This window comes from Luteimonas sp. 9C (assembly GCF_902506295.1).
Lineage (GTDB): Bacteria > Pseudomonadota > Gammaproteobacteria > Xanthomonadales > Xanthomonadaceae > Luteimonas.
Genome location: NZ_LR733312.1, coordinates 1,554,357 through 1,572,789 on the forward strand (window position 1 = coordinate 1,554,357; position 18,433 = coordinate 1,572,789).

Annotated in this window: 18 protein-coding genes; 6 read left to right on the top strand and 12 right to left on the bottom strand. The window is 66.5% G+C overall.

Annotated features, from left to right (window positions below; all coding sequences use genetic code 11):
* Positions 1-25 precede the first annotated feature (25 nt).
* Entirely contained in the window at positions 26-913 is an 888-nt protein-coding gene (prpB, locus tag CURTO8I2_RS07015; protein ID WP_159679841.1) for a methylisocitrate lyase, read from the bottom strand.
* 104 nt (positions 914-1,017) lie between these two features.
* Between prpB and CURTO8I2_RS07020 the strand changes: the two genes are divergently transcribed.
* Positions 1,018-2,235 (top strand): citrate synthase family protein, encoded by a 1,218-nt coding sequence (locus tag CURTO8I2_RS07020; RefSeq protein WP_236551028.1) that lies wholly within the window; start codon positions 1,018-1,020, stop codon positions 2,233-2,235.
* A gap of 4 nt (positions 2,236-2,239) precedes the next feature.
* On the opposite strand, the gene prpE is transcribed toward CURTO8I2_RS07020, so the two are convergent.
* A complete protein-coding gene (gene prpE / locus CURTO8I2_RS07025) occupies positions 2,240-4,141 on the bottom strand; it encodes a propionate--CoA ligase (RefSeq protein WP_159679843.1) in 1,902 nt (633 codons plus the stop codon).
* Between the two features lie 134 nt (positions 4,142-4,275).
* Between prpE and CURTO8I2_RS07030 the strand changes: the two genes are divergently transcribed.
* Positions 4,276-5,718: a glycosyltransferase family 39 protein gene (locus tag CURTO8I2_RS07030; RefSeq protein WP_159679845.1), complete on the top strand. Its 1,443-nt coding sequence runs from the start codon at positions 4,276-4,278 to the stop codon at positions 5,716-5,718.
* Here the strand turns inward: CURTO8I2_RS07030 and CURTO8I2_RS07035 are convergent.
* The 5 genes from CURTO8I2_RS07035 to CURTO8I2_RS07055 all read right to left on the bottom strand — a co-directional run bounded on the left by CURTO8I2_RS07035 (position 5,648) and on the right by CURTO8I2_RS07055 (position 10,325).
* A complete protein-coding gene (locus CURTO8I2_RS07035; protein ID WP_159679847.1) occupies positions 5,648-6,613 on the bottom strand; it encodes a glycosyltransferase in 966 nt (321 codons plus the stop codon). The genes CURTO8I2_RS07030 and CURTO8I2_RS07035 overlap by 71 nt on opposite strands.
* Positions 6,614-6,625: 12 nt before the next feature.
* Complete coding sequence (locus CURTO8I2_RS07040; RefSeq protein WP_159679848.1) at positions 6,626-7,612, bottom strand: malate dehydrogenase; 987 nt, start codon at positions 7,610-7,612, stop codon at positions 6,626-6,628.
* A gap of 68 nt (positions 7,613-7,680) precedes the next feature.
* Positions 7,681-8,880, bottom strand: coding sequence for an aminotransferase class I/II-fold pyridoxal phosphate-dependent enzyme (locus CURTO8I2_RS07045; protein ID WP_159679850.1), 1,200 nt, complete (start codon positions 8,878-8,880; stop codon positions 7,681-7,683).
* 115 nt (positions 8,881-8,995) lie between these two features.
* Positions 8,996-9,676, bottom strand: a complete 681-nt coding sequence (locus CURTO8I2_RS07050; RefSeq protein ID WP_159679851.1) for a hypothetical protein — start codon at positions 9,674-9,676, stop codon at positions 8,996-8,998.
* 154 nt (positions 9,677-9,830) lie between these two features.
* On the bottom strand, positions 9,831-10,325 hold the full coding sequence (locus tag CURTO8I2_RS07055) for a peptidylprolyl isomerase (protein WP_159679853.1): 495 nt from the start codon (positions 10,323-10,325) through the stop codon (positions 9,831-9,833).
* A gap of 184 nt (positions 10,326-10,509) precedes the next feature.
* Here CURTO8I2_RS07055 and typA point away from each other — a divergent pair, with 184 nt between their 5' ends.
* The 4 genes from typA (at position 10,510) to CURTO8I2_RS07075 (ending at position 13,979) form a co-directional block, all read left to right on the top strand.
* Positions 10,510-12,339 (top strand): translational GTPase TypA, encoded by a 1,830-nt coding sequence (typA, locus tag CURTO8I2_RS07060; protein WP_159679854.1) that lies wholly within the window; start codon positions 10,510-10,512, stop codon positions 12,337-12,339.
* Positions 12,336-12,920, top strand: a complete 585-nt coding sequence (locus CURTO8I2_RS07065) for a 2'-5' RNA ligase family protein (protein ID WP_159679856.1) — start codon at positions 12,336-12,338, stop codon at positions 12,918-12,920. The genes typA and CURTO8I2_RS07065 overlap by 4 nt, the downstream gene beginning before the upstream one ends.
* On the top strand, positions 12,920-13,378 hold the full coding sequence (locus tag CURTO8I2_RS07070) for a DUF2127 domain-containing protein (protein WP_159679858.1): 459 nt from the start codon (positions 12,920-12,922) through the stop codon (positions 13,376-13,378). The genes CURTO8I2_RS07065 and CURTO8I2_RS07070 overlap by 1 nt, the downstream gene beginning before the upstream one ends.
* A gap of 70 nt (positions 13,379-13,448) precedes the next feature.
* Entirely contained in the window at positions 13,449-13,979 is a 531-nt protein-coding gene (locus CURTO8I2_RS07075; protein WP_159679859.1) for a hypothetical protein, read from the top strand.
* On the opposite strand, the gene CURTO8I2_RS07080 is transcribed toward CURTO8I2_RS07075, so the two are convergent.
* From CURTO8I2_RS07080 to rpsD, 5 genes are all read right to left on the bottom strand, one after another.
* A complete protein-coding gene (locus CURTO8I2_RS07080; RefSeq protein WP_159679861.1) occupies positions 13,980-15,383 on the bottom strand; it encodes a 3-deoxy-7-phosphoheptulonate synthase class II in 1,404 nt (467 codons plus the stop codon).
* 66 nt (positions 15,384-15,449) lie between these two features.
* Positions 15,450-15,950, bottom strand: coding sequence for a disulfide bond formation protein B (locus tag CURTO8I2_RS07085; protein WP_159679863.1), 501 nt, complete (start codon positions 15,948-15,950; stop codon positions 15,450-15,452).
* Positions 15,951-16,080: 130 nt separating this feature from the next.
* Positions 16,081-16,461 carry a 50S ribosomal protein L17 gene (gene rplQ, locus CURTO8I2_RS07090; protein ID WP_159679865.1) on the bottom strand — a complete coding sequence of 127 codons (381 nt, stop codon included), beginning with the start codon at positions 16,459-16,461 and terminating at the stop codon, positions 16,081-16,083.
* Between the two features lie 269 nt (positions 16,462-16,730).
* Entirely contained in the window at positions 16,731-17,729 is a 999-nt protein-coding gene (gene rpoA / locus CURTO8I2_RS07095) for a DNA-directed RNA polymerase subunit alpha (RefSeq protein WP_159679867.1), read from the bottom strand.
* 55 nt (positions 17,730-17,784) lie between these two features.
* A complete protein-coding gene (rpsD, locus tag CURTO8I2_RS07100; RefSeq protein ID WP_159679869.1) occupies positions 17,785-18,420 on the bottom strand; it encodes a 30S ribosomal protein S4 in 636 nt (211 codons plus the stop codon).
* Between the last annotated feature and the right edge of the window lie 13 nt (positions 18,421-18,433).

An 18,433-nucleotide genomic window follows, 5' to 3' on the forward strand; every position in this document is an offset into this window, starting at 1 on the left:
CACGGATGGAAAGATCGGGAGTCGCTTACTTCTTGTTGGATGCGAACAGCGCGTCGAGGCGCTGCTCGAAGGCGTGGTAGCCGATACGCTCGTAGAGTTCCTCGCGGGTCTGCATCGTCTCGACGACGGCCTGCTGCGATCCATCACGGCGCACCGCGGTGTACACCGCTTCGGCGGCCTTGTTCGCGGCGCGGAATGCGGACAGCGGGAACAGCTGGATCGCGACGCCCGCAGACGCCAGTTCGTCGCGGGTGAACAGCGGCGTGGCACCGAACTCGGTGATGTTGGCCAGCACCGGCACCTTCACCGCATCGACGAAGCGGCGATAGGTGTCGAGGTCGTAGGCGGCCTCGGCGAAGATGCCGTCGGCGCCGGCTTCGACGCAGGCGATGGCGCGTTCGATCGCGGCGTCCACGCCATCGACCTGGATCGCATCGGTGCGCGCGATCAGGAAGAAGTCGGGATCGGTCTTCGCATCGGCCGCTGCCTTGACCCGGTCGACCATCTCGCCCTGCGACACGATCTCCTTGCCCGGGCGATGGCCGCAGCGCTTGGCGCCGACCTGGTCTTCGATGTGGCACGCCGCGGCGCCCGCCTTGATCAGCGACTTCACCGTGCGCTCGATGTTGAACGCGCTCGCGCCGAAGCCGGTGTCGATGTCGACCAGCAGCGGCAGGTCGCAGACGTCGGTGATGCGGCGCACGTCGATCAGCACGTCCTCGAGCGTGTTGATGCCCAGGTCCGGCAACCCCAGCGAGCCCGCCGCCACGCCGCCGCCCGAAAGATAGATCGCCTGGAAGCCGGCGCGCTGCGCCAGCAGCGCGTGGTTGGCGTTGATCGCGCCGATCACCTGCAGCGGCGATTCGGCGGCCAGGGCGGCGCGGAACCGTGCGCCTGCGGAAACGGTGGACATGGGGTCGACTCCGGGACTGCGGTGTACCGCGATGCCGTGCAATCTGGCACCATCCGACTGGTTGATCAATCTTGATCGAATCAATCAATACATCGGAATTCACTGTGAATGCGAACGATGGCGACCTGATGTCCGCGGCGCAGGCCTGCGCCGCACTCGGCATCAGCACCGCGACGCTCTACGCCTATGTCAGCCGCGGCCTGCTGGCGTCACGCCCCGGCACCGACCATCGCAGCCGCATGTACCTGCGCCAGGACGTCGAGCGCCTGACCCAGCGCAAGCGTGCGGGCCGCGGCGCGGCGCGTGGCGCGGCGCAGAGTCTCGATCGTGGCCTGCCGGTGCTGGAGACCCGGATCTCGCTGATCCGGCCCGACAGCCCCTACTACCGCGGGCGGTCCGCGGTCGCGATGGTGCGCAGCGGCGCCACGCTCGAGGACACCGCGCGGCTGCTGTGGGACTGCGGTGATGTCGATCCGTTCGACAACGAGGCCGGCGACTGGCCCGCGCGCGTCACCGCGATCGCGCGCGATGCCGGCTTGCCGCCGATCGAACGCGCGATGGCCGCGATCCCGCTGCTCGCACCGGACCTGCGGCATTCGCTGAGCGCCGCGCCCGCAGCCAAGCGCGGCGTCGCGGCGACGCTGCTGCGCCAGAACGCGGCGCTGCTGGTCGCAGGCTCACCGGACGCGCGTCCGGTGCACAGCCTGCTCGCCGATGCCTGGCGCCCGGGCGATGCGGCCTTTGCCGAGCTCGTACGCGCGGCACTGGTGCTGTGCGCCGACCACGAGCTCAACGTGTCGGCGTTCGCCGCGCGCGTGGTCGCGTCCACCGGCGCGCATCTGCACGCGACGGTCTGCGCGGGACTCGCGGCGCTGTCCGGGCCGCGCCACGGCGGCGCCACTGCGCGTGCGCATGCGCTGATCCGCGAGGCCTGCGACGCGCCCTCGCCCGCGCAATTCGTCGCCGAGCGCTGGCAACGCGGCGACGACCTGCCCGGCTTCCATCATGTGCTGTATCCCGACGGCGATCCGCGCGCCGCCGAAGTGCTGGCGATGCTGCGTGCGCGTCATGCCGGCGACACACGCATGCAACAGGTCGAGGCGGTGCTCCATTCCGCCGCCGAGACCAGCGGCCGTCAGCCCAATATCGACGGCATGCTCGCGGCGATCTGCTTCGTGCACGGCCTGCCGGCAACGCCGGCGCTGTGCATGTTCGCCGCCGGCCGGCTCGCCGGCTGGCTGGCACATGCGCTGGAGCAGCAGGAACTCGGCACGCTGATCCGGCCGCGCGCGCAGTACACGGGCGTCGCGCCGGCGGAATGACGGCTCAGCCCGCGTCCGCGCCCCGCGCCAGGACGCGGCGTACTTCTTCCAGCGCATTCGGATCGTCGAGCGTCGACAGATCCCCCGGATCGCGCGCTTCCGCCAACGCCTGCAGCGAGCGCCGCAGCAGCTTGCCCGAACGCGTCTTCGGCAAGGCGTTGACCACGTAGACCCGCGCCGGTCGCGCGACGGCGCCGAGCTGATCCGCGACGGTGCGCATCATCTCGCCCGCGGTCGCGTGCTGCGCGTCCGCATCCACCGATGCCTGCTTGAGTGTCACGAACACGATCGGCACCTGGCCCTTCAGTTCGTCGGCGACGCCGATCACCGCGGCCTCGGCGACGGCCGGATGGCTGGACACCGATTCCTCGATCTCGCGTGTGCCGAGTCGATGGCCGGCGACGTTGATGACATCGTCGGTGCGGCCGAGGATGAAGGTGTAGCCGTCCTCATCCTGGATCGCCCAGTCCAGTGAGCTGTAGAGCAACTCCTTGAAGTGCGAGAAGTAGCTCGACAGAAAACGCGCGTCGTCGTTCCACACGGTGGTCATGCAGCCGGGCGGCAGCGGCGGCTGGATCACCAGCACACCCTTGGCGCCGGGTGGCACCCGCTCGCCGGTGGCTTCATCGATCACGCGCAGGTCGTAGCCCGGCGTGGGCAGGCCGGGCGAGCCGAACTTGACGGGTTTCATTTCGACGCCCGGCATCAACGCCAGCACCGGCCAGCCGGTTTCGGTCTGCCAGTAGTTGTCGACGATGGTCGTGCCGCCGAGGCCGGTGCTGATCCAGCTCGCGGTGGGTTCGTCGAGCGGTTCGCCGGCCAGGAACAGGTAGTCGAGTTTCGACAGGTCGTACTGGGTCAGGAATTTCGCGTCCTGTTTCTTCAGTACGCGGATCGCCGTCGGCGACGAGAACATCGTACGCACGCCGTAGTCGGCGCAGATCTTCCACCAGATGCCGCCATCGGGACTGGTCGGCAGACCTTCGTAGAGAATGACCGTCGCGCCGGCGATCAGCGGGCCGTAGACGTTGTAGGAATGCCCGACCGCCCAGCCCACGTCGGACGTGGTGAACATCACCTGCCCCGGGCGGATGTCGTAGATCGACCACATCGAAAGCGCCATCGCGACCGCATAGCCGCCGACATCGCGCTGCACGCCCTTTGGCTTGCCGGTGGTACCGGAGGTGTAGAGCAGATAGCTGGGTTCGTTGGACTCCAGCCATTCCACCGGCACATCGGTGCCGGCGTGCTGCGCGCGGAGGGTCGCGTAATCGACGTCGCGCCGTTCGACGCGCGCATAGCCGGGGTCGAGTCCGCGGTCAATGATCAGCACGTGCGGCGGCGGGGCCTGCGCCTCCGCACACGCGGCATCGACCAGCGGCTTGTATGGAATCGTTTTGCCGCCGCGGCTGCCGGCATCGGCGGCGATCAGCAGTTTCGGCGTGGCGTCGTCGATGCGCAGCGCCAGGTTGTGCGCGGCAAATCCGCCGAAGACCACCGAGTGCACCGCGCCGATGCGCGCGCAGGCCAGCATCGCGAACACGGCCTCGGCCATGTTCGGCATGTAGATGACCACGCGGTCGCCACGCTCGACGCCGAGCGCTTTCAGCACGGCCGCGAAATCGTTGACCTCCCGATACAGCTGCGCGTAGCTGATCTCGCGCGTCTCGTTGGTTTCCGTGGAGATCGCGACGAGTGCGAGCTGGTCGCCGCGCGCATCGAGGTGCCGGTCGACGGCGTTGTAGCAGAGGTTGGTCTCGCCGCCGGCAAACCACTTGCGGAACGGCGGATTCGAGTAATCGAGGATCCGATCCGGCGCCTTGTGCCAGTGGATCGCCTGCGCCTGCTCGCCCCAGAACCCCTCGGGATCTTCGATGGAGCGGCGGTGGAAGTCCTCGTAGCCCATGTCGACACTCCCGGCCTGACGGAGCGTTCGAGCATACCGCGCGGCGCGCATGCTGCCCTGTCGACCTTGGTCGGAGTAGGTGTCGCCTCGCCAGCGTCGCCTACAATCGCAAGATCCTGATCGCCGAACACGTCATGAGCGCCATGTACCGACCCAGCGTAAGCACCTTTTCACCCCGCCAGCTAGTGGCTGTCGTCGTCATTGCGATACTGATCAAAGCAGTCTGGCTGATCGCGGATTCCACCCTGCGGGTCTACATGGGAGACTCGATGGTGTATTTGCAATCTGCAGCCTTGCTGACCGGAGCCGGTGGCCGCTCTTTCCTGTACGGATGGGTGCTGCACTTCGTCGCGCTGCCGTTCGGCCCTCCCGTGTCGATCATCGCGGTCCAAGCGGTCTGGTCGATCCTGACCTGCGTGGTTCTCTATGTGTTTCTGCGCTCTGTACTTGGCTTGCGGTACTGGATGGCCGCCGTGCCTGCGTGGCTGCTTGCCACTGAGCCCGCACAGGTCTTTATGGAACGGATGGTCATGGCGGAGACGCTGGGCCTGCTCGCATTCGTGACAACGGTGCTCGTGTTTGCTCGTTACTTGGCCACGGGGGGACTCGGCTGGTACCTGCTGGCTTGTCTCGGCGGTCTTGCTGCCACTGCCTTCCGAACAAGTTTTCTACCGGTCGCGATCGGTCTCGCAGTCGTGATGCCCGTGCTCTATTTGTGGATTTCCGCGAACAGCTCGCGTCTATCGGGCAGGCAGAGGATCGGGCATGTATTTGTCGCTGCAGCTTTGTTGATTAGTACACACACGGCCTATGTCCACGCATATGGTCGGGCAACGCATTATCCACCGGGTTATTTGGCTTATACCGGCATGATGCGCATCGGACTCGTGGCACCGCTAATTCGCCCTGAACACTTCGAGGGGACGGGCGTGTCCGGGGAAGTCCTGAAGGAAGTGAAACGCCCACTGCAGGATCACTGGCAGCGAGGGCATCACATCTGGGAGGCGGATGGTCTGTGGCCGGCGTTGCAGAAACATAGCGATAACGCAGAGGCAGTCGCCCGAACCATCACTCGGCGCGCAATGCTCGATGATCCCTTGGGTCTTCTTGAAATGAATCTCGACACGATGGGAGGTTACTTCGATGACGACAGGGTGTACTGGCGGATGCTCGACGACAAGGGCGTGATCGCGCCCGCGGCGCACGATATCGAGCTGATCAAGACCTGGACCGGCTGGGATCCCACCGGCATCGACAAACGTGAGACGCCCGCGCGTCGTTTCTTCGCGGCCTCGACGCCATGGCTCACGTTCTGCCTGTTTGCGCTTGCGCCGCTGAGCCTGCTGACTGCGGCTGTCGGCTGGCGGCGTCCCCAGCGCGTGTTCTACCTGTTGCTCGCACTCGCGTCGATCGGGCTGGTCACGAACCACGTCCTGTTCGCGCACATCGTGTCGTTCCGTTATCTGCACCCGTTCTCGTGGTTCGTATTCGCGAACCTCGCCGTGCTCAGCAGTCTGCTGATGCCCGACCGCCCGACAATGAAGGGCCAGGAATCTGCAGATACGCCAACCGCTTGAGTTCCAGACGCGCGCGCGCAACCGAATCTAGAACAATGCCGATGACCGTCGACAAGGCAGAGATCACCAGCAGCGCCGCCACGAGGACCGCGGTCGGCAGTCGCGGGACCAACCCTGTCTCGAGGTAGGTCAGCAGCAACGGGCCTGCCAGGGCCAGAGCTGCCAGAAGCAGACCGCCACCGATTGCGCCGTAGAACGGGATGGGACGTTGCGTCGCGAACAGCGTCAACATCGTGCGGAGAATGCGGAACCCGTCACGCCAGGTGTTGAGCTTGCTGGTCGAACCAACCGGACGCTCCTTGTAGGGCGTCGGAACTTCCAGCACCTGCATCTGCAGTTCAAGCGCGTGAACCGTCAGCTCGGTCTCCGTCTCGAATCCCGCGGCATGGGCGGGAAAGCTTTTGACGAACCGGCGGGAAAAAGCCCGGTACCCGGAGAGAATGTCGCGGCAGGGACGTCCGAAAAGTCTCGACAGAAATCCCGTCAGCATGCGGTTGCCGAGGACATGTCCAGCCCGGTAGGCCGCATCGCCGGTGGCCTCGCGCAGGGCTACCACCATGTCGTGCCCTGCATGCACGCCGTCGATCAGTCTGGCTGCATCGGCGGCGGAGTACGTGTCGTCGCCATCGACCAGCACATAGATGTCCGCCTCGACGTCGGCGAACATCCTGCGTACCACATTGCCCTTGCCCCGAAGCGTCACGGAGCGGGTCAGCGCACCGGCTTGCTCCGCGAGCGCGCGCGTGTCATCCGAGGATCCGTTATCGAACACATGGACGCGCGCGCCCGGAATCGCCGCAGTGAAATCGGCAACCACCTTCTCAACCGTCGATGCCTCGTTGTAACAAGGCACGAGTACGGCGATCCTTGGCGCCGTTCCGCTGCGGGATTCCAAGAGACGCGCCGATCAGCCGAGCAGATGCGCGACGCCGCTGCGCTCTTCCTCGAGCTCGGCCAGGGTCTTGTCGATGGCCTTCTGGCTGAAGTCGTCGACTTCGATGCCCTTGACCAGCGTGTACTCGCCGTTCTGCGTGGTCACCGCGAAGCCGAAGATCACGCCTTCGGGAATGCCGTAGCTGCCGTCGGACGGCACGCCCATCGTCACCCACTTGCCGTTGCTGCCCAGCACCCAGTCGTGGATGTGGTCGATCGCGGCGTTGGCGGCCGAGGCGGCCGAGGACAGGCCACGGGCTTCGATGATCGCCGCGCCGCGCTTGCCGACCTGCGGGATGAAGGTGTTGGCGTTCCAGTCCGCGTCGTTGACCTTGTCCTTGAGGTTGACGCCCTTCGCGGTCGCGAAGCGGTAGTCCGGGTACATGGTCGGGCTGTGGTTGCCCCACACGATCAGGCCCTCGATGTCGCCCACGGCCACGTCGGCCTTGGTCGCCAGCTGGCTCAGCGCGCGGTTGTGGTCGAGGCGCAGCATCGCGGTGAAGTTGCGCGGGTTGAGATCCGGCGCCGATTTCATGGCGATGTAGGCATTGGTGTTGGCCGGATTGCCGACCACCAGCACCTTGACGTCACGCGAGGCGACCTTGTTCAGCGCTGCGCCCTGCGCGGTGAAGATCTTGGCGTTCTCGAGCAGCAGATCCTTGCGCTCCATGCCCGGGCCGCGCGGACGCGCGCCGACCAGCAGGGCGATGTCGGCGTCCTTGAACGCCACTTCCGGATCGTCGGTGCCGACGACATCGGCCAGCAGCGGGAACGCGCAATCCTCGAGCTCCATGATCACGCCCTTCAGCGCGGCCTGTGCCTTGTCGATCGGCAGTTCGAGCAGCTGCAGGATCACCGGCTGGTCCTTGCCCAGCATCTCGCCGGAGGCGATCCGGAACAGCAGCGCATAGCCGATCTGGCCGGCAGCGCCGGTCACGGCAACACGGACGGGCTTCTTCATCGTCAATCCTCTCGTTCGTTCAAACGGTCACGTGGGTGGGGAGCATCCGGTCGGCGGAAGCCGGCCGGTCAGGTCAGCTCCGCGAAGAATTCGCGGATGCGGGCCAGCCCGGGCGCGAGCTGCGCTTCGGGACAGGTGTAGCTGATGCGCAGGGCGCGCGGCTCGCCGAACGCCGAACCCGGCACACAGGCCACGCCCTTGGTTTCGAGCAGCGCGTTGCACAGGTCGACGTCGCTTTCGATGCGCAGGTCGCCGTGCGACTTGCCGAACGCGACGCTGATGTCGGGAAACACATAGAACGCGCCGGCCGGCTTCGGACAGACCACGCCCGGAATCTCCACCAGCGCCGCCATCACCACATCGCGGCGCGCCTGGAACTCGGCGCACTTGGCCGTCGGCACGTCCTGCGGGCCGGAAAGCGCGGCGACCGCGGCGGCGGTCACGACTTCCGGCACGTTGGTGATGTGGTTGGAGTTCATCGTCGCGAAGGCCTTTGCGACGGTTTCGGGACCCGCCAGCAGGCCGACGCGCCAGCCCGGCATGCCGTAGGTCTTGGACAGCGAGTCGACGAAGATCGTGCGCTCGCGCAGTTCGGGCCGCGCCTGCACCACGTTGTGGTAGCCGATGCCGTCGAAGACCATCCGGTTGTAGATGTCGTCGGTGATGATCCACGTGTCGGGATGGCGCACCAGCACGTCGGCCAGCGCGGCGATCTCGTCGCGCGTGTAGACCATGCCGGTCGGGTTCGACGGATTGTTGAACAGGAAGACCTTGGGCTTACGTGCCAGCGCGGCATCGAGCTGCGCCGGGGTGAGCTTGTAGTCCTGCTCGGGCGGGCACGGCAGCAGCTGGATGTCGGCGCCGACGATCTCGGCGATGTCCAGATACGTCGTCCAGTACGGCGTGGCGAAAGCGAAGCCGTCGCCTTCGTCGAGCAGCACTTCGGCCAGCGTGTAGAGGATGTGCTTGGCGCCGATGCCGCTGGCGCAGTGCGCGCGGGTGTAGCCCGGCAGGCCGATGCGATCGAGATGGCCGATGAAGGCGTCGAGCAGCGCGTCGCTGCCGCGGTTGCTGCCGTACTGGCCGCTGTCGTGGTCGAGCGCCTCGCGCGCCGCCGCGTAGACGTGCGGGCCGGGCAGGAAGTTCGGCACCCCGATCGAGAAGCTGATGATGTCCCGGCCTTCGGCCTTCAGGCGCTTGGCCTGTTCGGCGACCTGCATGATGGCGCTGGGCTTGGCGCGACCGGTACGCGCGGCGAGCTGGGGCATCGGTAATTCTCTTCGAGAAGCGTCGGGACTGCGGCGGAAACGCTGATTTTCGGCGGCAGATGGTACCACGCAGCCCTCTGGCGACTGCCGCCGCAGGGGTCACGCGGAGCCGGATTCAGAGGTAATCGAGCACGTCGCCGAGGTCGTAGTTGTCGTCGAAATAGGTCTGCCACTGCGCGTAGGCGTCGCGCAGACATTCGGGCGTCGTGCAGGCATCGAGCTGCTTCACCACGGCGGCTGCGGTGCGGTCGCCATCGGGGTAGCGCGCCGACAGTTCGACCAGCTGCGTCCGCAGGCTTCGATCGAGCTCGCCGAACTCGCTCTCGCTGCAGGCCAGCGTCGCCCGCAGGCTGTCCGCCGGGGCGTCGCCACCGCAGGCCACGGCCTCCGGCAGCACGTCGGCCTGGCGGATCGCCAGCACGAGTTCCTGGTGATCACGCTCGGTCAACCGGCGCACGAAGCCCAGCGTTTCGACCTGGCCCTGCGCCCAGGTGACGCGCAGGCGAAAGCCCTCACCGGACGCCGCGTCCTGCACCTTGCGCAGGGTCACCGTCTCGTCGGGCCCGTTCTCGCGGGTGACGCGGTAGGCCAGCGTCTGGTTGGCGACATCGACATCCTCGACCCCGCCTGCAAGCCGGACGCCGTCGCGCAGGATCCGCAGGCCGTCCGCGTCCTGCCATTGAATCGCGTAGATCGTTTCGGCATCGTCGCTCTGCGAGCGGTCGGTGCTCCAGATGCCGTCGAGGCTGCGTTCGAGATCCTGCGCCTGCGACGCATCCGCAAGATCAGGACCCACGCGGTCGACGTTGGAATCGGGCCCAGCGGGCCCGCAACCGGATAGCACGCCGACGCCCACCGCCAACACCAGACCGCACCACCGCGTGCCGTTCGAGGCCATTCCATTCCCCTAAAGAAAACAGGCCGGCGAATGGCCGGCCTGTCGGTGTCGCTTACGCAGCGAGTGTCTTGTTCCACTCGGCGACGCGGTCGGCCTTGGCCGCCAGCGCGGCGTCGACGTCGCCCTCGATCTTGATGGACTTGATCGCATCGCCCTGCTTCACGGCGTCGACCACGTCCAGACCGTCGGTGACCTTGCCGAACACGGTGTGCTTGCCGTCGAGCCAGTCGGTCTTGATGTGGGTGATGAAGAACTGGCTGCCGTTGGTGTTCGGACCCGCGTTCGCCATCGACAGCACGCCCCGGTCGTGCTTGACCCCATTGTTGGTCTCGTCCTCGAACTTGTAGCCGGGACCGCCGCGACCGGAGCCCTCGGGGCAGCCGCCCTGGATCATGAAATCCGGGATCACGCGATGGAAGCTGAGGCCATCGTAGAAGCCACGCTTGGCGAGATTGACGAAGTTGGCGACGGTCAGCGGTGCCTTGTCGGCATGCAGCTCGACCGTGATCTGGCCACGGTCGGTATCGAATACGGCGTTCAGGGACATGAGGAATCCTGGTTGGAGGGAGAATCATCGGCGTACCGACGAACCCGCGACATGCGGCCCCGGATGACCGGTTTCAAGCGGCCGCCGGGCCGGTCCGCCATGCGGCAGCGCAACACGCTATAATGCGGGGCTCTTTCACTGACTCTTGTGCGCCCCGGTCTTCGACTCTGGCGCAGCCTTGCCCATGTCCATCGAACGCCTGCGCAATATCGCCATCGTCGCCCACGTCGACCATGGCAAGACCACCCTCGTCGACTGCCTGCTGAAGCAGTCGGGCACGCTCTCCGAGCGCACCGTGCTCGCCGAGCGCGTGATGGACAGCAACGACCAGGAAAAGGAACGTGGCATCACGATCCTCGCCAAGAACACGGCGATCACCTGGAACGGCAACCGCATCAACATCGTCGATACCCCGGGCCACGCCGACTTCGGCGGTGAGGTCGAGCGCGTGCTGTCGATGGTGGACACCGTGCTGATCCTCGTCGACGCGATGGACGGCCCGATGCCGCAGACGCGCTTCGTGACCCAGAAGGCGTTCGCGATGGGCTTCAAGCCGATCGTGGTGGTCAACAAGATCGACCGCCCGGGCGCGCGTCCGGACTGGGTGATCGACCAGGTGTTCGACCTGTTCGACAAGCTCGGCGCGACCAACGAGCAGCTCGACTTCCCGATCGTCTACGCCTCGGCGCTGCACGGGTACGCGAGCCTCGACGACGCTGCGCGTTCGGGCGACATGACCCCGCTGTACGAAGCGATCATGCAGCACGCCCCGATGCCGGAAGTCGACCCGGACGGCGCCTTCCAGATGCGCATCAGCCAGCTCGACTACAACAACTTCGTCGGCGTGATCGGCATCGGCCGCATCCAGCGCGGCACCCTGAAGAAGAACATGCCGGTCTCGGTCATCAGCCGCGAAGGCAAGAAGCGCCAGGGCAAGGTGATGCAGGTGCTGGGCTTCCTGGGCCTGGAACGCATCGAGCAGGACACCGCCGAGGCCGGCGACATCGTCGCGATCTCCGGCATCCAGGACCTGACCATTTCCGACACGGTCTGCGCGCTGGATACCCCGGAAGCGCTGCCGGCACTGACCGTCGACGAGCCCACGATCTCGATGACCTTCCAGGTCAACAACTCGCCGTTCGCAGGCAACAAGGATCTGTCGGGTGGCAAGTTCCTGACCAGCCGCCAGCTGAAGGACCGCCTCGAGCGCGAGACCGTGCACAACGTGGCGCTGAAGGTCGAGCAGCTGGAGGACGCGGACAAGTTCCTGGTCTCGGGCCGCGGCGAACTGCACCTGTCGGTGCTGATCGAGAACATGCGCCGCGAGGGTTTCGAACTCGCCGTGTCGCGCCCGGAAGTGATCATCAAGGAAATCGACGGCCAGATGATGGAGCCGATCGAACAGCTGGTGGTCGACGTCGAAGAGCAGCACCAGGGCGGCGTGATGGAGAAGCTCGGCATCCGCAAGGGCCAGCTGAAGAACATGGAATCGGACGGCAAGGGGCGCGTGCGCCTGGACTATGAAATCCCGGCCCGTGGCCTGATCGGCTTCCAGAACGAGTTCAAGACCTTGACCCAGGGCGGCGGTCTGCTGTTCCACGTGTTCGACCGTTACGGCCCGAAGGAGACCGGTGCGATCGCCAAGCGCCTCAACGGCGTGATGATCGCCAATGCGCCGGGCGCCACGCCGGCCTATTCGCTCGGTCCGTTGCAGGAGCGCGGCAAGCTGTTCGCCGCCGAGGGCGACAACGTGTACGAGGGTCAGCTGGTCGGTATCCACTCCAAGGACAACGACCTGACCGTCAACGCGATCAAGACCAAGCCGCTGACCAACATGCGCGCCTCGGGCAAGGACGATGCCATCGCGCTGACGCCGGCGATCAAGTTCTCGCTGGAGCAGGCACTGGATTTCATCGACGACGACGAGCTGGTCGAAGTCACGCCGAAGGAAATCCGCCTGCGCAAGAAGTTCCTGACCGAGAGCGATCGCAAGCGCGCGTCCCGCGCCGCGTGAGCCAGGCGCTGTTCCCGGCGTGGCGGCCCAGTGCCGACGGCCGGGCGGCGCTCGCGACGGTGTCGCAACGACTGCAGACGGCGCGCCCCGAGGGCGCGCCGTCTTTGCAGGTGCGGCGCAGCGACCAGTGGCACGTCACGCTGTGTTTCGTGGGCCGTGACGGCACGCACCTCGCCACTCCGGCTTTGCACGCTGCATTCGCCGCTGCCGCCGCTCGTATACCCGCGCACGCCTTTACGATCGATCGTCTCGCCTACTGGCCGCAGTCGGGCGCCGTGGTCGCACTGCCGCACAGCTGCCCAGAATTGCAGGCGCTCTGCGATGCGACGCGCGACGCGATCCGCCGCTGCGGCATCGCACCGGAACAGGTCACGAATCAGCCGCATGTCACGCTGGCCTATCTCGACAAACACCAGCCGCAGCAGCCCTGGCTCGATGCCGTGGACTGCAGCGGCGATGCACTGGTCGTCGATACTTTCGAGCTGCTCTTCAATCCCGGTGGCCGCTACGACGCGCTCGGCGCGTGGCCATTGACCGGCGCGGCATTGCCCGCGCCACCCCGACAGGACACCCTGTTCTGATGACCGACGATCGCACCGACACCCACAAAGGCCTGCGCGCGATCGCGCTGTTCGAAGCCGCCAAGGGCGTCTTCGCCCTGCTCGTCGCCGGCGCCCTTGCGGCGATCGGCCCGGACGCGCTGCAGCACGAGCTCGAACGCGTACTCGCACGCTTCGGTGTCGATGCCGAGCGCAGCGGCACCGCCATGCTCGATGCGATCACCCCGGAACGGCTGCACATCGCCATCGGCGTCGCAGTGATCTACGCGGTCATGCGCCTGTTCGAAGGCTGGGGTCTGTGGGGTCATCGCGCGTGGGCCTCGTGGCTGGGCGTGATCGGCGCGGCCGCGTATCTACCGTTCGAGATCTACGCGCTGTGGCAGCACCCGGACTGGATGACCTGGGGTGTTTTCCTGCTCAACCTGATGATCGTGCTGGTGCTCGCGCGCGACTTGCGCCGACGGCGCGGCGCGGGCTGATCCCATCGTCTCCGGCAACGGCGTCGCCAGACTGGTGTGACGGCACTCCGCCGCACGCCATGACGCGACGATGACGACCGCACCTCCCGTTTCCCGCAGTGCGCGAGGCGCACTTGCGTTGCTGCTGGCCGCCGTCGGCGGCGCGGTGCAGGCCACCGACACGATCGAGGCACGCAACGCCGCGGCCGGTCTTGTGATGACGCACGGCATGTTCGTCGACGTCACGCTGGGGCACTGGTGCGGCGCATTGCCTGCGACGGACGGCCCGAGCGCGCGGGCGGCGCAGGCCGGCTGGGAACGCCGCAACGCCGAGCCCTTCCTCGTCGGCAGCCTGTGGATCCACGCACTGGGCAACGCCGTCACCACGCGTATGGGCGACGCCGCGGCCGTGCAGTTCCACGATCAGCGCAAAGCCGAATTCGGCGATACCGTCGCGCGCATGCAGCAGGCACTGTTCGCGGACGGCGAGGTGACGCAGAGCGACTGCGCGCGCATCATCGAGGCGGTGGACGCGGGCACGTTCGATGTCGCCCACAATCCCCGCGTCGCCGAGACCTTCCGTCAGATGGGCGCCGAACTTGTGCAGCGCCGCGCGGATTGATCAGGACGTCACGCCCGAGGCGCGACCCACCTGCACCTGCTTGCGCACGATCAGCATCGCCGTCTCCAGCGCCTGCTCGTAGTTCAGACGCGGATCGACCTGGCTCTTGTAGGCGCGCTCGAGATCGGTTTCGGTCAAGGCGCGCGCGCCGCCCATGCACTCGGTGACGTCTTCGCCTGTCAGTTCCAGATGCACACCGCCCAGGCGCGTGCCCGCCGCGGCGTGCAGGTCGAACGCCTGCTCGATCTCGCTGCGGATGTTGTCGAAACGGCGCGTCTTGTAGCCGTTGCTGGTCGACTCGGTATTGCCGTGCATCGGATCGCAGATCCACAGCACGCGACGGCCGGAACGGCGCACCGCCTCGAGCAAGGCCGGCAGGCGTTCGGCGATCTGGGTCGCGCCCATGCGGTGGATCAGGCTCAGACGCCCGGGCTCGTCGTCGGGGTTGAGCACGTCGATCAGGCGCAGCAGTTCGTCGGCCGTCGACGTCGGGCCGACCTTGACGCCGATCGGATTGCGCAATCCGCGGAAGTACTCCACGTGAGCGCCGTCGAGCGCCGCCGTGCGTACGCCGATCCACGGAAAATGCGTGCTGAGGTTGAACCAGCCCCACTGGCGCGGCACTTGGCGCGTGTTCGCTTCCTCGTAGGGCAGCAGCAGCGCTTCGTGCGAGGTGTAGAAATCGACGCGATTGAGGTTGTGCACCTGCGTGCCGGCCAGCGTCTCCATGAAACGCACGGCGTCGCCGAGACCGGTGACCATGCGCTGGTATTCCTCGGCCAGCGGTGATTCGCCCACCCATTCCAGGCCCCAGTACTCGGGATGGTGCAGATCGGCGAAACCGCCGTCGATCAACGAGCGCACGAAGTTCATCGTCATCGCCGAGCGGGCGTGCGCGCGCACCATGCGCCGCGGATCCGGCATCCGCGCCTCGGGTGTGAACGCCGGCGCATTGACCACATCGCCGCGGTAACACGGCAGGGTCACGCCATCACGGGTCTCGGTATCGGCCGAACGCGGCTTTGCGTACTGGCCGGCAAAGCGGCCGACGCGCACCACCGGCAGCCGCATGCCGTGCACGAGCACCAGGCTCATCTGCAGCAGCACCTTGAGCCGGTTGGAGATGACGTCGGACGTGCAATCGCTGAAGCTCTCCGCGCAGTCGCCGCCCTGCAGCAGGAACCGGCGGCCTTCCTGTGCCTCGGCCAGCTGCTGCTTGAGGCTGAGGATCTCCCACGACGTCACCAGTGGCGGCAGTGCGCGCAGCTCGTCCTGCACGGCCGCCAGCGCAGCCTGGTCGGGATAGGACGGCAATTGCCTGGCCGGGCGCGAGCGCCAGCTCTCCGGCTGCCAGTCTTCCGGCAGGCTCACGGGTTGCAGGGTGCGCTCGATGGACGACGACATGGGGTGTTCCTCTCACGGCCGGCCATCATCGCAGTTTGCTGCCCTGCGTCACAACGCCGGCGACCGCTAACGGCGAGCGCGCAGACCGGCGAACAGGGCGACCGCCGCCAGCAGCAGAAACCACACCAGGCTCCAGGCCGGCATCGACAGGCCGAGGAAGGTCCAGTCGACCGTGCCGCAGTCGCCGGAGCCGGTCAGCACCTTCTGGATCAGCGTCGGCGTGTCCATGGTCTCGCGCATGAAGGCGAACGGCGCGCCACAGGTGGCGAATCCAGGCGGATGCATCTGCAGCCACAGATGCCGTCCGGCGATACCGATCCCGACGGCCGCGGCGGCGAAGCCCAACAGGCCGTAGACCGAGCGACCACCGCGCCCCCGAGGCGCATGGACGCCGGCGACCAGCAGCACGATGCCGAGGGCCGCGAATGCGAGCCGCTGGAAGATGCACAGCGGACAGGGTTCCAGCCCCCACTGCAACTGCGAGTAGATCGCGAAACCGATCAGCGCGAAGCAGGCGACGGCACCGGCGAACATCAGCGTGCGGAACGACCAGCGAACAGGATTCATGGGCAGACCGGCGAGGGAAGGCTGCGATTATCGTCCGGAGCCGCACAAACAAAAACCCCGGCAGGTGCCGGGGTTTCGTTCCATCGGTGACGGGCACCTGCGCACGTGGCGCAGGTCGTCACGATGCGGATTACTCGGCTTCGACCGACGCCTGCGGGCGATCGACCAGCTCGACGTACGCCATCGGCGCATTGTCGCCGGCACGGAAGCCGCACTTGAGGATGCGCAGGTAGCCGCCCGGACGCGCGCTGTAGCGCGGGCCGACGGTGGTGAACAGCGTACCGACGGCTTCCTTGTCGCGCAGACGCGCGAAGGCGAGACGACGGTTGGCGACGCTGTCGACCTTGCCGAGGGTGATCAGCGGCTCTGCGACGCGGCGCAGTTCCTTGGCCTTCGGCAGGGTCGTCTTGATGAGTTCGCTCTTGATCAGCGAAGCGGCCATGTTGCGGAACATCGCTTCACGATGGGCGCTGGTGCGGTTGAACTTGCGTCCGGCTTTCTGGTGGCGCATGGGATGGATCCTTCAGTCTGGAATGGTGGGTCTGTGTAATGCCTTGGCGCCGTCCTGGCGTTGGAACTTGGACTGCGGATGGTCCGGAACCGGTCGTCCTTCACCGGCAAGGCCGCGGGCTTCTGCCCGTCGGCGCGGTCTTGCATACAGCGTCGGTGCAGATCGGGAGCCGCGGCTCCCGCCGCGTTTGCACTCCCGGCCCGGCGAAGCACGCCGGGCGTTCGCATCCTGCAACCGATGCCTGACGGCATCGGTTGCACCCGGGATGCTTACCCGAGCATGCCGTGAGCGGACACGCCGGTCGGCGGCCAGTTCTCGAGCTTCATGCCCAGTGCCAGGCCGCGCTGCGCCAGGACTTCCTTGATCTCGGTCAGCGACTTCTTGCCGAGGTTCGGGGTCTTGAGCAGTTCGACTTCGGTCTTCTGGATCAGGTCGCCGATGTAATAGATGCTCTCGGCCTTGAGGCAGTTGGCCGAACGCACCGTCAGCTCCAGATCGTCGATCGGACGCAGCAGGATCGGGTCGACGCCCGGTGCCTGCGGCTTCGCCGCGCCGCGGTCGCGGTGCGTGAAGTCGCCGAACACCGACAGCTGGTCGGTGAGGATGTCGGCGGCGGTGCGCACGGCTTCCTCGGCATCGATCGTGCCGTTGGTCTCGATGTCCAGAACCAGCTTGTCGAGGTCGGTGCGCTGTTCGACGCGGGCCGCTTCGACTTCATACGCCACGCGGCGGACGGGCGAGAACGAAGCATCCAGCATCAGGCGACCGATGGCACGGGTCTCCTCGTCCGGACGACGACGTGCGGATGCCGGCTGGTAGCCGAAACCACGCTCGATCTTCAGACGCATGTTGATCGACGCGTCCTTCGTCAGATGGCAGATGATGTGCTCGCCATTGAGGATCTCGACGTTGTGGTCGGTCTTGATGTCGGCGGCGGTCACGACGCCCGGGCCCGACTTCGACAGCGACAGCGTCGAGCTTTCGCCGGTGCCCATGCGGATGGCGACGTCCTTGAGGTTCAGCAGGACTTCCAGCACGTCTTCCTGCAGGCCCTCGATGGTGCTGTACTCGTGCAGCACGCCGTCGATCTCGACTTCGGTGATCGCGAAGCCCGGAATCGACGACAGGAGCACGCGACGCAGGGCATTGCCCAGCGTGTGCCCATACCCACGCTCCAGCGGCTCGATCACGACCTTCGCGCGGTTGCCCGCGAGACGTTCGATCTGAGGACCGCGGGGACGCAGGACCTGGTTGGCGGTAGCCGTCATGTGTGTGTGTCTCCTGAGGACCGCCGCGCTTACGACGCGGCGGTACCTGGTTGAATTACTTCGAGTACAGCTCGACGATCAGCGCTTCGTTGATGTCTGCCGGCAGATCGGCGCGATCCGGGACGGACTTGAACACACCACTGAACGCCTTGGAGTCGACTTCGACCCACGACGGGGACAGATCCATCGTCGACCACACGGTGAGCGCTTCCTGCACGCGAAGCTGCTTCTGTGCCTTCTCCGACAGTGCGATCGCGTCGCCTGCCTTGACCTGGTACGACGGCAGGTTCACCGACTGGCCGTTGACCGTGACGCCACGGTGCGACACCAGCTGGCGCGCGGCCGGACGGGTCACCGCGAAGCCCATGCGGTAGATGACGTTGTCGAGACGCGTCTCGAGGAGCTGCAGCAGGTTTTCACCCGTGTTGCCCTTCTTGTTCGACGCCTTCTTGTAGTAGTTGCGGAACTGACGCTCGAGCAGACCGTAGATACGCTTGACCTTCTGCTTCTCGCGAAGCTGGGTGGCGTAGTCGGACAGCTTGCTGCGACGCGCGCCGGTACCGGCACCGTGCTGGCCGGGCTTCTGCTCCAGCTTGCACTTCGAGTCGAGCGCGCGGGTCGGGCTCTTGAGGGACAGGTCGGCGCCTTCACGGCGCGCGAGCTTACAGGTAGGACCGATGTAACGAGCCATTTCTTATCGCTCC

Coding starts and splice junctions, on each gene's coding strand:
- prpB (WP_159679841.1), bottom strand. CDS start 913: ATGTCCACCGTTTCCGCAGGCGCACGGTTCCGCGCCGCCCTGGCCGCC.
- prpE (WP_159679843.1), bottom strand. CDS start 4,141: ATGGGCTACGAGGACTTCCACCGCCGCTCCATCGAAGATCCCGAGGGG.
- CURTO8I2_RS07030 (WP_159679845.1), top strand. CDS start 4,276: ATGAGCGCCATGTACCGACCCAGCGTAAGCACCTTTTCACCCCGCCAG.
- CURTO8I2_RS07040 (WP_159679848.1), bottom strand. CDS start 7,612: ATGAAGAAGCCCGTCCGTGTTGCCGTGACCGGCGCTGCCGGCCAGATC.
- CURTO8I2_RS07045 (WP_159679850.1), bottom strand. CDS start 8,880: ATGCCCCAGCTCGCCGCGCGTACCGGTCGCGCCAAGCCCAGCGCCATC.
- CURTO8I2_RS07055 (WP_159679853.1), bottom strand. CDS start 10,325: ATGTCCCTGAACGCCGTATTCGATACCGACCGTGGCCAGATCACGGTC.
- typA (WP_159679854.1), top strand. CDS start 10,510: ATGTCCATCGAACGCCTGCGCAATATCGCCATCGTCGCCCACGTCGAC.
- CURTO8I2_RS07070 (WP_159679858.1), top strand. CDS start 12,920: ATGACCGACGATCGCACCGACACCCACAAAGGCCTGCGCGCGATCGCG.
- CURTO8I2_RS07075 (WP_159679859.1), top strand. CDS start 13,449: ATGACGACCGCACCTCCCGTTTCCCGCAGTGCGCGAGGCGCACTTGCG.
- CURTO8I2_RS07080 (WP_159679861.1), bottom strand. CDS start 15,383: ATGTCGTCGTCCATCGAGCGCACCCTGCAACCCGTGAGCCTGCCGGAA.
- CURTO8I2_RS07085 (WP_159679863.1), bottom strand. CDS start 15,950: ATGAATCCTGTTCGCTGGTCGTTCCGCACGCTGATGTTCGCCGGTGCC.
- rplQ (WP_159679865.1), bottom strand. CDS start 16,461: ATGCGCCACCAGAAAGCCGGACGCAAGTTCAACCGCACCAGCGCCCAT.
- rpoA (WP_159679867.1), bottom strand. CDS start 17,729: ATGACGGCTACCGCCAACCAGGTCCTGCGTCCCCGCGGTCCTCAGATC.
- rpsD (WP_159679869.1), bottom strand. CDS start 18,420: ATGGCTCGTTACATCGGTCCTACCTGTAAGCTCGCGCGCCGTGAAGGC.